9 protein-coding genes are annotated in these 14357 nt (G+C 32.4%); 5 read left to right on the top strand and 4 right to left on the bottom strand.

Annotated features, from left to right (window positions below; translation table 11 throughout):
• Window positions 1-115: 115 nt before the first annotated feature.
• The 4 genes from AQ1689_RS07815 to AQ1689_RS07800 form a co-directional block, all read right to left on the bottom strand.
• Window positions 116-457 carry an ISAon1 family transposase N-terminal region protein gene (locus tag AQ1689_RS07815; protein ID WP_101955721.1) on the bottom strand — a complete coding sequence of 114 codons (342 nt, stop codon included), beginning with the start codon at window positions 455-457 and terminating at the stop codon, window positions 116-118.
• A 1122-nt stretch (window positions 458-1579) separates the two neighbouring features.
• Entirely contained in the window at window positions 1580-3538 is a 1959-nt protein-coding gene (locus AQ1689_RS07810) for a hypothetical protein (protein ID WP_101955720.1), read from the bottom strand.
• A gap of 361 nt (window positions 3539-3899) precedes the next feature.
• The gene (locus AQ1689_RS07805) at window positions 3900-6698 is read right to left on the bottom strand and encodes a TonB-dependent receptor (RefSeq protein WP_101955719.1); all 2799 of its coding nucleotides are present in this window, start codon (window positions 6696-6698) and stop codon (window positions 3900-3902) included.
• Window positions 6699-6912: 214 nt separating this feature from the next.
• On the bottom strand, window positions 6913-9246 hold the full coding sequence (locus AQ1689_RS07800) for a TonB-dependent receptor (protein WP_101955718.1): 2334 nt from the start codon (window positions 9244-9246) through the stop codon (window positions 6913-6915).
• Window positions 9247-9386: 140 nt separating this feature from the next.
• Here AQ1689_RS07800 and AQ1689_RS07795 point away from each other — a divergent pair, with 140 nt between their 5' ends.
• The 5 genes from AQ1689_RS07795 to AQ1689_RS07775 are packed head-to-tail and all read left to right on the top strand — an operon-like array spanning window position 9387 to window position 14019.
• Entirely contained in the window at window positions 9387-10043 is a 657-nt protein-coding gene (locus AQ1689_RS07795) for a metal-dependent transcriptional regulator (protein WP_101914606.1), read from the top strand.
• Window position 10044: 1 nt separating this feature from the next.
• Entirely contained in the window at window positions 10045-10956 is a 912-nt protein-coding gene (locus AQ1689_RS07790; protein ID WP_101955717.1) for a metal ABC transporter solute-binding protein, Zn/Mn family, read from the top strand.
• Between the two features lie 36 nt (window positions 10957-10992).
• Entirely contained in the window at window positions 10993-11733 is a 741-nt protein-coding gene (locus tag AQ1689_RS07785; protein WP_058884152.1) for a metal ABC transporter ATP-binding protein, read from the top strand.
• Entirely contained in the window at window positions 11733-12854 is a 1122-nt protein-coding gene (locus tag AQ1689_RS07780) for a metal ABC transporter permease (RefSeq protein WP_101955716.1), read from the top strand. Before AQ1689_RS07785 ends, AQ1689_RS07780 begins: the two co-directional genes overlap by 1 nt.
• A 4-nt stretch (window positions 12855-12858) precedes the next feature.
• On the top strand, window positions 12859-14019 hold the full coding sequence (locus tag AQ1689_RS07775) for a metal ABC transporter permease (RefSeq protein ID WP_101955715.1): 1161 nt from the start codon (window positions 12859-12861) through the stop codon (window positions 14017-14019).
• The last annotated feature ends 338 nt before the right edge of the window (window positions 14020-14357 follow it).

Here is a 14357-nt window from a genome sequence, read left to right as displayed (position 1 = left end):
TTCTTTTTGATGCCAACTTTTAAAATCACTTAGTTTATTTTTGTAAAGATATTGCAGTCTTTTTCCGTTGAATTTATAATAATCCCCGAATTTACTGGCGCTTACGGCGTTTGTATTAAGAGATACCTTTTAAAAAATCGGCAAACTCGTTGGTTATTCGAGTGCCTTTTGCTATTAAATTCCAATCTCTTTTTATTATTTTCTGCCTGCTTAAAAGCGTCCATCTTCGGCGTTTTATATGAAATAAAACACATTTCCCTCGCAAAGGAAAATCTTCCACCGTTATTTCTGGTAAAAATCCTTTCGATTGCGCTATTTCTGATTCATATTCTTTGGGAAGCATATTCCTTTCTTCTAAATAAAAATGAACCTGATCATTTTCAATTTTATCTGAAATAATATCAAAATAATTGAAAATTCCTTCTGGTAAAAAATATTTGTCTAAAACTATATTCAAATCGTCTTTTTTGGAATCACAAAAATAGCTTTTTTTAAATTTCTCCCGAAGTATTATGCTTGATCCGTTATTTTGATAACTCTTGTCAATTCCAGTGATTTTAATGACTGAAAGGAATTAAAATAGTATCGAGAATTTGAATTGTTTTCTTTAGATATTTAAAAAGTTCTCGATACATTTTTTTGAAGGAAAAAATCACTCGAACTGACAGTTATTTTGATAATCCTTGTCAATTCGAGTGATTTTAATGACTGAAAGGAATTAAAATAGTATCGAGAATTTGAATTGTTTTCTTTAGTTTTCTTTAGATATTTAAAAAGTTCTCGATACATTTTTTTGAAGGAAAAAATCACTCGAACTGACAGTTATTTTTGATGATTCTTGTCAATTCGAGTGATTTTAATGACTGAAAGGAATTAAAATAGTGTCGAGAATTTGAATTGTTTTCTTTTGATACTAAAAAAGTTCTCGATACAATTTTTTAAAGGAAAAAATTTCTCGAACTGACAGTTATTTTAATGATTCTTGTCAATTCGAGTGTTTTTAATGACTAAAAGGAATTAAAATAGTATCGAGAATTTGAATTGTTTTCTTTGGATGCTAAAAAAGTTCTCGATACATTTTTTTGAAGGAAAAAAACACTCGAATTGACAGTTATTTTTGATGATTCTTGTCAATTCGAGTGATTTTAATGACTGAAAAGAATTAAAATAGTATCGAGAATTTGAATTGTTTTCTGTTGATACTAAAAAAGTTCTCGATACATTTTTTGAAGGAAAAAATCACTCGAACTGACAGTTGTAATTTTTAGATTTTTTTTACCATAGTTCTCTTTTTGATGGGATGCTGAACTAAATTCAGTATGATGTTTCTTTTAAAAAAATCACTCGAATTGATAGGGTAGAGATTGGTGGAATTATAGTTGATGTATCGATTTATGAAAATTAACACAAATGCCTAGCCCCGATTGAAGCTTTGTTTGAGCTCTTTTTTGTTTTTTTTTAACAAAAAAAGCGAGTGCGGAAAGCGGGAAATTGCTTCAAAAAAAATCCAGAGAAGTTGCCTTCCCTGGATTAATTAATTATTGAAAATTAGTAGCTTAATTGCTTCTAATTTTTAGGCTTATAAACTTGCGTTTTTCCAAGACCAAGAAGAAGTATCAACTTTTGTTCCTTTCATGTAATCAGCTTCTGTTGAAGCGTCTGCGCCATCAATTTGAACGTTTGATAACTTTCCGTCATCTTTCATATCAATGTTTTTACCATAGCCATGTAAGTGTAAGTTGGTGATGGTGGCTCCTGATTCTTTTTTGAATTGTAAGCCTGTTCCTTTTACTGTAGATACCGCCGTTAAATTAATAAATTTAGGGTTGTTGTTTGCTTTATCTCCTTCTAAAGCTGTTGAAAAACCTTCTTTAGAGTGTGAAATATAAGAGTTTTCAACGGTTCCGTTCCATCCTTCTGTCCAGTCGATTGAATCGTCTTCGTTGTTTTCTAAGTAGATGTTTTTAACAGATACTGTTCCTCCGAAAAATTCAATTCCGTCGTCTGCTCCGTCTATTACAGCTACATTTTCAATTATGGTTCCTGATCCTACTGCGTATAATGAAATTCCATTATATTGAGATTCTGAATTAATTGATGCTCCTGTTCCTTTAATTACTAAGTTTTTAATTGATCCTGAACTATCAGCATCTGAAGTTCCTCCGTATTTGAAACCTCCAACTTCTGCTTCAGCTCCTGATCCTGCAGTGGTAGTTGCTTTTCCACAGATGGTTAAACCTCCCCAGTCTCCTGGTTTTCCGTTTGGTGATGACATTACAACAGGGTTACTTTCTGTTCCTTGAATGTCTATTTGACCGCCCATTAATACAGCGATAAATGCTTCTGTTCCTGTTCCTGTAACTTCAATTTTAGTTCCTGCAGGAATGGTTAATTTTGCTCCAGCTTCAACAATGTAAGATCCTGTTAATTTATAGGCGATTGATGGGTCTAAAGTAACGGTACCTGTAACTTTTCCTTGTAATAAGTTAGCGTCTGCATGTACAGATGAATTTACCCAACTAAAGTCTTTTGCGTTTACAGTAGCTGCCTTTGTATAGTTCGCTGTTGGATTTGCGTCTTGACCATCAATTTTAACATTTGATAACTTTCCGTCATCTTTCATGTCAATATTTTTACCATATCCTGTTAAAGATAATCCTGTAATGGTTGCTCCTGATTCTTTTTTGAATTGTAAAGCGGTTCCTCCTTGGGTAGAAATGGCTGTTAAATTAACAAATTTAGGGTTGTTGTTTGCTTTATCTCCTTCTAAAGCCGTTGAAAAACCGTCTTTTGTATGTGAAATATAAGAGTTTGTAACGGTTCCGTTCCAACCTTCTGTCCAGTCGATTGAATCGTCTTCGTTGTTTTCTAAGTAGATGTTTTTAACAGATACTGTTCCTCCAAAAAATTCAATTCCATCATCAGAACCATCGATTACAGCTACATTTTCAATAGTTGTTCCTGATCCAACGGCGTATAATGAAATTCCGTTGTATTGAGATTCTGAATTAATTGATGCTCCTGTTCCTTTTATCATTAAATATTGAATGGTTCCAGAATTGTCTGCATCAGCAGTTCCACCGTATTTGAAACCTCCAACTTCAGCTTCGGCATCTACGCCAGCGGTGGTGGTTGCTTTTCCACAGATGGTTAAACCTCCCCAATCTCCTGGTTTTCCATTTGGTGAAGTCATAATAACAGGCTTGCTTGCTGTTCCTTGAACATCAATTTGACCGCCCATTAATACGGCAATAAAAGCTTCTGTTCCTTTTCCTGTTACATTAATTTTAGTTCCTGCAGGAATGACTAATTTCCCACCGTCTTCTACAATATAAGAACCGGTTAAGTTATATGTTTTTGAGGCGTCTAAGGTCATTGTACCTGCTACTTTTCCTTCCAGTTTAATACCTTCGAGGTTAGTACCTGTTCCTGTACCACCACCAATAATTGCTGGTTCATCACTTCCACAACTAACGAAAGTCGTAGTTCCTGTTAATAATGCTGCTGCTACAAAAGCTCTTAAGACTATTTTTTTCATTTTGATTTGTTTAATTTCTGTTATACAAATTAAGGCTATGTTTAACTCTTTTTATTTAATTAAAGGTTAACGGTTTTGGTTTTGAAGGTTAACGATTTTGGTTTAGTGTTAATAAATAGTGACTTGTTTTTTATAGTTAACTTGAATCGTTTAAGAGCTTGTTTAAATTTTAGGTTCGCGCTGATTTGCCGAAGTTCTCTTGTTGATGCGATGCTGAACTAAATTTAGCATGACGTACCTGTTTTTAAAAACACTTTCTTTAATTTTTAAACAGGTTCTAAGTTTTGTGCAAAAAAAAATCTTTGTGAAATTTCACAAAGATTTTTTTAGTAAGTATGTTGTTTAAGAGTTTCTTCTTTTCTTAGAAAGAAAGGCTTAATCCTAAACTAATTTGTTGTCCTTTTTTGTATAACTGAACTGTTTGACTTGTTTCAAGACCTGTTCTGGTATTTCGAACTAACTGGGTTTGCTTGATTTCAGGATTTAATACGTTTTTTCCTACTAATTTAAGGGTTAAGTAATCCGTAATTTCTTTACTTACAATAGCATCTAAAGTGAAAAAACCTTTTTGAATAATTTGATCGTTATATAAGGTGGCTCTTTGTGCTTGACTACGTGGCGCTCCTAAAGAAAATATTTTATCTGATGAATAGTTTCCTGTTACTGTTGCTATTAATGGTTTTTCTGTTTGTGAGTTATAACTTACAGATCCATTGAAAATAAAGTTTGAGGCTCCTTGTAATTTTGTTTCTGTTACGTCTTTGTATTGAAATTCTTTATGTAAATCTTGATTTAAATACATTAAAGTAACATTACCAGTAGCGCTTAATAAGCTTTTTTCGTCTTCATTTTTAAGTAATCCAACTTTTCCTTCAACTTCTAAACCTAATACATCTGCTTTATCTCCTGTGTTTTCAAAAATGAAATTTCCTGATGAACCTCTTGTCAATCCTAAGTTAATAGGGTTTTTAATTTGCTTATAAAATACGGTTGCTGATACCAATTCTTCTCTACTAGGAAAGAATTCCCATTTTAAATCGATGTTATAAATGTCTGATTTTTCTAAATCAAGGTTTCCTCTGGTAACACGCCCTGTTGGTGATACATATTCTAAGGGAGCAAGTTCTTTAAATTCTGGTAAGGTTTGTGTTACACTTGAAGCAAAACGTAAATAATTTTTTTCGTTTAATTCGTATTTTAAGTTTACACTAGGGTAAAGACCTTCGTATTTTTTACTTAAACTACCAATTCGTTCTTTTTGTGTTATTTTATCGATATAATTGGCAACACTCCAATCCATGTTTATTTCATCTTTTTCAAAACGTAATCCTAAATTTCCTGAAAGTTTTTCATTTAATTGAAAATCAAAATTAACAAAACCTGCATAGGCTGTTAAATCTGCTGAATAGGTGTCATTTGGACGAGCTTTTAATTCTAAATTAGGATATAAATTAGTATTAAAGTTACTCGCAGTAAAAGTATTGGTAATATCATCAACAGAAGGAGCTTTCATTCCTTTGGCTTTTACTCCTACAAATAATGACTTAAAACTTCTTTCTTTTTTACGGATGTTTATTCCATAGTTTAAGGCGTATGGTTTCTTTTCATATTCATCGGCACTTTGTCCTAAAGCAAGTTTGTTTTGAACTAAAGCATTGTAATCGTTGTCTTCAATTTTTTGACTTGATTTACGTTGTTGATAATCTCCAACGTGTGCATATTGAATTTGTGATGAAGGGTTTTTAGGATCTAAAATATTTACTTCATTTCTAATTCTGTTAGGTTCTTCGGCTAAAACAAAGTTGTAACCAGCTGCCCAGTTTAAGGTATTATTTTGGTCTAATTTGTGTTCTCCTAATAATTGGTTAACGAAAAGCGTTGTTTGTTTAAAGTTTTGATCTCTTACAAAAGCGCCATCTTCGCTAGGGTCTTGATCGTAAACATAACCGAAACCTTTTCTTCCTTGTTCGTATAATAAGTCTTGACTTTTATTAACGATTAAAGTATTGTATTTTAATTTGTTGTTATCATTTAATTTTAAACTGAAGTTAATATATCCGGTAGCATTGGTGTTTGTAATATATTTTTCAGTATCATATTCTCCATTTTTAGAAAATCCTTTGTCTAAAATATTGGCTTTGTAACTTCTAAATAATCCTTCTTGATAAGAATTAGAAGAAGAGTAAGAAGCAGATGCTACAAATTTTAATGCTTTTCCGAAGATGTCAAATTTATGACCACCACCTACAGATGCGCTGTAGTTAAATGGAACATTTGTTGTTTTAGTATCCCATCCTTGTCTTGTTAAAGCATCTTGTAAAGCATATTTTTTTTCATGAAAACCAAAAGCAACATCGTCATTAATAATGGTTTTTCTAAAATCACTTAATCCGATAACATTGGTATTACCACCACCGCTTAAACCAATTTTGATACCTTTTTTTGAATATTCTTTTGACACAATATTTACAGATCCTGAACCTTGATCGGCATAGTTGTTAGTCGTATATGTTTTAGAAATACCTACATTTTGAATGATGTTGGTATTAAATAAATTTAAGTTGATATTCTTATTATTTACATTATCGGAAGGAACAGGTAAACCGTTCATTGAGGTAGATAAATAACGGTCTCCTAAACCACGAATATAAATAGCACCAGTACCTTCACTTTTAGTTACTCCTGATATTTTAGTGGTTGCAGCAGCGGCATTACTTACCCCTTTTTTAGATAATTCTTGCGCTCCAATACTTTCAATAATTACAGTTGCTTTCTTTTGTTGCAATAACAAAGCACTTTCTTTTTCTCTACTGACAGTTGCTTTAATTTCAATTTCATCTAAAGAAACCCCTTCATTAGCGCCAAGTTGTTGATTAACAATCAAAGTTTGATCTGCCTTTACAGAAATTGCTTTTTCTATGGTTTGATACCCAACAAAACTGAATACAATTGTTTGGTTTCCACTAGGAACATTTAAAGAATATCTACCATCCATGTCGGTGGTTGCTCCAATGGTGCTTCCTTTAATAAAAACATTGGCAAATGGCAAAGCTTCACCGCTCATCTCTTTATCAGAAATCGTACCTGATACCGTTCCTTTACTTTGTGCATACACAAAATTACAAAGGCTTAAAAGAGTAATAATTATTAGTTTTTTCATTGTATTTAATACTTACTTAGGTTCTAATATATACACTGCAAATCTGATGTAATCTTGTAAAACTAATGTTAGATGAAAATTATGCTTGTTTTATTAGAATGTATCTTTAATGTTAATCAAAGTGTTTTATGTTATGTGAATATTAAGGTAGTATTACGACAATAGAGAGACTTGTTTTAAATCTCTCTATTACAGGTTATTATATTGGTGTTGGTTATTGAAATATTTTAAAGCCTAAGGTATAGGTTCTTGGCGCTGCGGGTCCGTAAATAAAATTACTATCACGTTCTTTGCCAATATCAAATGATTTTTGATAGTTGTCAAAAATATTTTTAACACCTGCAGAAACTTCAATATTTGTATTCATATTTTCTAATTCAAAGGTATAGCTTGTTTTAATTCCTGCATTAAAAAATGCTGGAGATTCAAAATATTCATCGGCACTTAAATTTTTATCCGAAGCTAAATGTAATACGTCCATTTTACCAGTATAAACCAAGTTTAAAGCGGTTTTAAATTTCTGGTTTGGCGTATAAGTAGCTGTTGCGTATCCGTAAGTTGTAGGCGTTCTTAAAAATTCTTTTTTACTTTCTAAATCATCAGAATTATTTACCGCCGTATTGTATTTGCTCGATTGATAGGTAAGCCCTGCATCAAACTGAAAAATTCCATCATAATTTAAGCGAGTTTCTAAGGTAATTCCGCTAACAACAGCACCATCTCCATTTTTCTTTTCGAAAACTTCGCCAAATTTATCTTCGCCAATTCCTTCTAAATAAAAAGCATCCTTTAATTCGGTATAAAAACTTTCAACTGTAAAACCATATATATAATGTTCAGTTGGTTGGTCGTAATTAAAAGAGACGGTATAACTATTAGAACGTTCTTTTTTTAAATTATCGGCAAGTTGAACTCTTGAAATTCCTCCACCAGCAAAAGCCATGTGTAAATCGGTATCAAAGGCTTGTGGCGCTCTGAATCCTGTTCCCCAAGTGGCACGTACTTGTGTTTTTTCAAAAGGTTTGAATAATAAAGAAACTCGTGGACTTGCTACATTATTGATGATCGCTTTTTTAGTTCCATCCTTTTTTAAGGCATCTAATTTATGATGATCGTAACGAACACCCGCTAATAAATTCCATTTATCGTTAATTTCCCAATCACTTTGAAAGAAGAAACCGTAGTTTTGAGTAATTTGATCTACCACATAAGTGTAGGCTTTAATTTCATCAAAAACATCATCTTGAACAAATTCACCGCCAAGAGTTAATACATTATTTCCTTTGATAAAATCTTCTAATTTATGATTGAATTGAAGCCCTCCTTGAAAAGTAGTCGTTTCTGAATTTCCATACGGCGGATGTGCCAAATGCTCAGTATCTTCGATTGTGTTTTCAGTTCCAGGACGGATTCCTGTATAATGATCTCTTCCTGTATATTGAGAAGCAAAATAGCTAATTAACGAACTTTTATCATCATTAAAATTAATTTGATAATCAACATTTCCAACATATACATCGTGTACTCTTTCTTCGGATTGTAGGGCGAAATGTGGTGCGTTTTCAATCATTTCACCACCATAACGGTATTCGTTCATTTTACTGAAATTAACTTCTATTTTTTGATTATCCGTAGGTAAAAAAAACAAGTTTGTACCAAATGAATTGTTTTTCAATTCTGGAAGTTCTGAATAATTATCGCCATTATGATCGTAAATTTCACGAGTTCTGTTGTTGATAAAAAAAGAAACTCCTGCATTTTTTTCTTCATTTACAACGGTTGCATTTCCTGCGATAATATGGTCGGAAGCGCCTTTAAAATTTTGATAGGTATAGCCAATGCTATAATTGTTTTTCTTCGGAATATTGGTAATTACATTGACTGTTCCACCAATAGCGCTCGAACCATACAATGCCGAACCACCGCCACGAACTACTTCAATTCTGTCAATCATATTGGTAGGGATTTGCTCTAAGCCATACAAACCTGTTAGCGGGCTAAAAATCGGACGACCGTTAATTAATATTTGTGAATATCCGCCAGATAAACCATTCATTCTAAGTTGTGTGTAATTACAGGTTTGACAATCAGTTTCTACTCGTAAACCTGTTTGAAATTTTAATCCTTCCGATAAATTACACGCTTGTACATCGGCTAAAGTTTGGCTGTTAATTACGTTTACAATTACAGGATTTTTGGTGCTTCGTCTGTCGGTTCGTGTTCCTGTTACGGTAATTTGATCTAGTAATTCGGCGTGTTCTGTTAGGGTAAAATTTACAGTGTTTTTTTTATCCTTAGAAATAGTTATTCTTTTTTGAGAAGACATAAACCCGATAGAAGAAGCAATTAAGGTAACTTTTTTTTGCTTGATATTCTCTAAAATAAAAACGCCATTTTCATCGGAAGTGATTCCTGTGCTGCTATTTTTTATCAAAATATTGGTAAAAGGAAGTACTGCACCTTTCGAGGTGGTTACTTTTCCGGTTATAGTTTGTGCTTTACTAAAGGCTGATAGTAGTAAAAGTGTAAATAATAGTAATTTTTTCATCACTCTGTGGTTATTTTTTTAGTTTAGACTTGTTCTAAATTTAATGCAAACATAAAATAATTTTTAGACTTGTCTAAAGATTATTTTATATAAATGAAAATACATATCTTTGTAGTATCAAAAAATACGATCAAAAAAAGATGTTTAGTCAATCCGAAGAAAATTATATAAAAACAATTTATCATTTAGCCTTAGTATCTGATAAAGGAATTACCACTAATGCGATTGCCAAAATGCTGGTTACAAAAGCATCATCAGTAACCGATATGATTAAAAAATTATCGGATAAAGAGGTGGTTATCTATAAAAAATACCAAGGAGTTACTTTAACAGAATTTGGACAGAAAACTGCCGCAAATATTATTCGTAAACATCGTTTATGGGAAGTTTTTTTAGTAGAAAAGCTTAATTTTTCTTGGGATGAGGTGCATGAGGTTGCCGAGCAATTGGAACATATTCAATCGCCAAAATTAATTGATGAGTTAGCTGCTTTTTTAGGACATCCGAAAACAGATCCACATGGTGATCCGATACCTGATAAAGAAGGGAATTTACCTCAAATCCAAAAAAGTTTATTAGCAACATTACAAAAATCAGAACAAGGAGTTTGTGTTGGTGTTAATGATACTTCTTCGGAGTTTTTACGCTTTTTAGATAAGCAAGAAATCGGTTTAGGACAGCATATTGAAGTGTTAGACAAAGAACCTTTTGATGATTCTTTTTTAGTTCGAATCAATGCTAAAGAAATGACGATTTCAAATAAAGTAGCCAATAATATTTATATCCAAAAAAAATAATATGAAAAAAGTAATGCTATTATTACTTGTTTTAATAACGGTAAGTTGTAAAACATCTGAGAAAAAAACAAATGGGAAATTAAACGTAGTTACCACCACAACGATGGTTACCGATTTGGTAAAAAATATTGGTGGAGATAAAATTGATATAAATGGTTTAATGGGCGCAGGTGTTGACCCGCATTTATACAAAGCTAGCGAGGGCGATGTTGCTAAATTATTTAATGCCGATGTTATCATTTACAGTGGCTTGCATTTAGAAGGAAAGTTGGTGGAAGTTTTTGAAAAAATGGAACATCAAAATAAAAAAACCATTGAAATTTCAGATGTTATTGCTAAAGATAATTTAATTGGCTCAGCACTTTTTGCTTCAAATTACGATCCGCATATTTGGTTTGATATTACTAATTGGACAAAAATGATGGTTTATGTTGCCGATAAATTAGCTGAAATAGATGTTAAAAATGCCGATTTCTATAAAAATAATGCCAAAATATACTTAGAAAAATTGCAAGTTTTAAACAAAGAAGTTGCTCAGAAAATAAATGAATTATCCGAAGAAAAAAGAATTTTAGTAACCGCTCACGATGCGTTTAATTACTTCGGAAGACAACACAAATTTAATGTTGTTGGCTTACAAGGTTTATCAACAGCCACGGAAGCGGGGGTTCAGGATGTTCAAAAATTGGCAAAGTTTATTATTGATAACAAAGTGAAAGCGATTTTTGTAGAAAGTTCAGTACCTAAACGAACTATTGAAGCGTTACAAGAAGCCGTAAAATCGAAAGGACACGAAGTTGTTATTGGCGGAACGTTATATTCTGATGCTTTAGGAAGCGCAGGAACAATTGAAGGAACGTATATCGGGATGTACAAAGCAAACGTAAATACGATTGTAAACGCCTTAAAATAAACAGGTAAAACTTACATAATAAAAAAAAAGCTATTAATGAGTGATATAAAATACGCAGTAACCGTAGACGATTTAACGGTTGCCTATAATTATAAACCCGTACTTTGGGATATCGATTTAGCCATACCTGAAGGTGTTTTAATGGCTATTGTTGGGCCAAATGGCGCAGGGAAATCTACCTTGATAAAATCTATTTTAGGGATTATAAAACCCATTGCAGGAAGTGTTTCTATCTTTGGTAAATCGTATGAAAAACAACGTAAATTAGTAGCCTATGTTCCACAAAAAGGAAGTGTAGATTGGGATTTTCCGACCACTGCTTTAGATGTTGTATTAATGGGAACCTACGGAAGTTTAGGATGGATTAAAAGACCAGGAAGAGCTCAGAAAAAAGTCGCCTTAGAATCTTTGGAAAAAGTAGGAATGTTAGCCTTTAAAAACCGTCAAATTTCGCAACTTTCAGGAGGACAGCAACAGCGTGTTTTTTTAGCGAGAGCTTTGGCGCAAAATGCAGCTATTTATTTTATGGATGAACCTTTTCAGGGAGTAGATGCAACTACTGAAATAACTATTATCAATATTTTAAAAGAACTTCGAAAAGCAGGGAAAACAGTAATTGTAGTGCATCACGATTTACAAACTGTTCCAGAATATTTTGATTGGGTAACTTTTTTAAATGTGAAAAAAATAGCTACAGGTCCTGTTAAAGAAATTTTTAATGATGATAATTTAACCAAAACTTACGGAATTAATTATAAAGTAAGTGTGCAACAATAATGGATTTACAAGAATATTTTAAACTCGTTTTTTCAGACTATACCCTTCGAACCATTACTATTGGAACAGCAATTTTAGGTGCTATCTGTGGAATGTTAGGGAGTTTTGCAGTTTTAAGAAAACAAAGTTTACTCGGCGATGCTATTTCACACGCTTCACTTCCTGGAATTGCGATTGCATTTTTAATTACAGGAACAAAAGATACGAATGTTTTATTATTAGGTGCTTTAATTAGCGGATTAATCGGTGCTTTTTGGATTCGTGGAATTGTAAAAAATACACATTTAAAAACTGATACCGCTTTAGGATTGATTCTTTCTGTTTTCTTCGGATTTGGAATGTTACTTTTAACCTTTATTCAAAAGCAACCCAATGCAAATCAATCAGGGTTGGATAAGTTTTTATTCGGTCAGGCAGCAACTTTATTAGCCAAAGATGTTTGGTTTATGGCAATTGTAACTGCTGTTTGTTTGGGAGTATTATTGCTTTTTTGGAAAGAATTTAAACTCTTATTATTTGATGCCGATTATGCCAAAACTTTAGGTTTCAATGTTAAATTTATCGATGGATTAATTACCAGTTTTATTGTATTAGCAATTGTTCTAGGATTGCAAACCGTTGGTGTTGTATTGATGAGTGCCATGTTATTAGCACCCGCAGCGGCAGCTCGTCAATGGACAAATAGTTTGAGTACCATGGTTGTTTTAGCGGCAATTTTTGGTGCGTTTGCTGGTGTTGTTGGAACAGGAATTAGTGCAAGTCAATCAAATTTATCGACAGGACCTGTAATTGTATTAGTTGCGGCTGTGTTTGTGGTGTTTTCTTTTATTTTTTCGCCATCAAGAGGTTTGCTTTTTAGTCAGATACGTTTTTTAAAGAATCGTAGAGATTTGAAATTACATAAAACCTTATCTTTTATGTTTGACCTTGTTAAAACACATGAAGATAAATCGCATCCGCATGCGATAAAAATTTTAAATAATTTTCAAGGATATACCAAAGGAACTTTAAAAAAGTTAGAAGAAAAAAAATATATCAAATTACAGGGCAGAATGTGGTCGATGACCGAAGAAGGATATCAATTTGCAGGTAATTTATACAATCAAAATATAGAAAAATAAAAAAATGAGTAGTGCTCAAATTGAAATACAATTAATTGCAAGCCTAGTGGCAATAGCTTGTGCAATACCTGGCGTATTTTTGGTCTTGCGAAAAATGGCGTTAATTAGTGATGCCATTAGTCATTCTATTTTACCAGGTTTGGTAATTGGTTTTTTTATTACGCACGATTTAAATTCGCCTTTATTAATTTTAATGGGGGCTTTATCAGGAATTTTAACCGTTGTTTTGGTGGAGTATATCCAAAAAACAAAATTAGTAAAAGAAGATACTGCAATCGGATTGGTATTTCCTGCTTTGTTTAGTATCGGGGTGCTTTTAATTGCCAAAAATGCCAATGATATTCATTTAGATGTTGATGCCGTTTTATTAGGAGAATTGGCATTTGCTCCGTTTGATAGATTGTTAATTAATGGAATTGATATAGGACCGAAATCACTGTGGATTATTGGGGTTATTTTACTAATTACCCTAAGTCTTTTAATAGCCTTTTTTAAAGAATTAAAAGTAAGTACGTTTGACTCAGGCTTGGCAACGGCTTTAGGGTTTTCGCCAATGCTAATTCATTACGGGTTAATGAGTATTGCCTCGGTAACAACGGTGGGCGCTTTTGATGCGGTGGGCGCTATTTTGGTGGTTGCTTTAATGATTGCACCCGCTGCTACGGCATATATATTGACAAATGACTTGAAGAAAATGTTGGTTTATTCGATGTTTTTTGGTGTTTTTTCGGCAATTTCAGGGTATTGGCTAGCGCATTATTTAGACGCTTCTATTTCGGGGTCGATGACAACGATGCTTGGTTTTGTGTTTTTCTTGGTGTATTTATTTGCGCCAAATAGTGGTTTAATTGCGGTTTTATATCGAAACAGGCAGCAGCAAAAAGAAGTGCAATTATTAACTTTTTTATTGCATTTAAATAATCATAAAGAAGAAAGAGAACGTCATATTAATCATTTAAATGAACATATTAATTGGCATAAAATAAAAGCTAAATCTATTGTTGAATTGGCGGATAAAAATAATCTTATTTTTATTGATAATAATATTATATCGCTTACCGAAAAAGGAAAAACATTTACCCAAAAAGCAATCGATTATATTATTACTAATGATGATTCTGAAATTGAATCAATGAAAAAAGACTTCTTTTTGTTTAGAGGATAGATTATTTTTTTTAAAAAAATCTTAAATAATAAGAGCCTGTTTAGACCTCACAGGTTTTAAAAACCTGTGAGGTCTGAGTTTAACGAAATAATTTATGTGTTTAATTCTTAAATTATTTTATACGAAAAGAGCGTAATGCTGTTAATAATCTTCGAAATTATAATTGATTTATAAAATTATCAAAAAGAGTAAAAATGCCTAGCCCCGATTGTAGCAATTGTTTGAGCTCTTTTTTGTTTTTCTTTTTAAAAAACAAAAAAAGCGAGTGCGGAAAGCGGGAAATTGCTTCAAAATATTTTTATTCTTATTAATTATATTGTTACACTTCTATCTTGTTT

The organism is Tenacibaculum finnmarkense (genome assembly GCF_900239185.1).
Lineage (GTDB): Bacteria > Bacteroidota > Bacteroidia > Flavobacteriales > Flavobacteriaceae > Polaribacter > Polaribacter finnmarkensis.
This window is presented reverse-complemented; position numbering and strand designations above follow the sequence as displayed.

Excerpts from the sequence above, each read along its gene's own strand:
- AQ1689_RS07810 (WP_101955720.1), bottom strand. The coding sequence starts at position 3,538 with ATGAAAAAAATAGTCTTAAGAGCTTTTGTAGCAGCAGCATTATTAACA.
- AQ1689_RS07805 (WP_101955719.1), bottom strand. The coding sequence starts at position 6,698 with ATGAAAAAACTAATAATTATTACTCTTTTAAGCCTTTGTAATTTTGTG.
- AQ1689_RS07800 (WP_101955718.1), bottom strand. The coding sequence starts at position 9,246 with ATGAAAAAATTACTATTATTTACACTTTTACTACTATCAGCCTTTAGT.
- AQ1689_RS07795 (WP_101914606.1), top strand. The coding sequence starts at position 9,387 with ATGTTTAGTCAATCCGAAGAAAATTATATAAAAACAATTTATCATTTA.
- AQ1689_RS07790 (WP_101955717.1), top strand. The coding sequence starts at position 10,045 with ATGAAAAAAGTAATGCTATTATTACTTGTTTTAATAACGGTAAGTTGT.
- AQ1689_RS07785 (WP_058884152.1), top strand. The coding sequence starts at position 10,993 with ATGAGTGATATAAAATACGCAGTAACCGTAGACGATTTAACGGTTGCC.
- AQ1689_RS07780 (WP_101955716.1), top strand. The coding sequence starts at position 11,733 with ATGGATTTACAAGAATATTTTAAACTCGTTTTTTCAGACTATACCCTT.
- AQ1689_RS07775 (WP_101955715.1), top strand. The coding sequence starts at position 12,859 with ATGAGTAGTGCTCAAATTGAAATACAATTAATTGCAAGCCTAGTGGCA.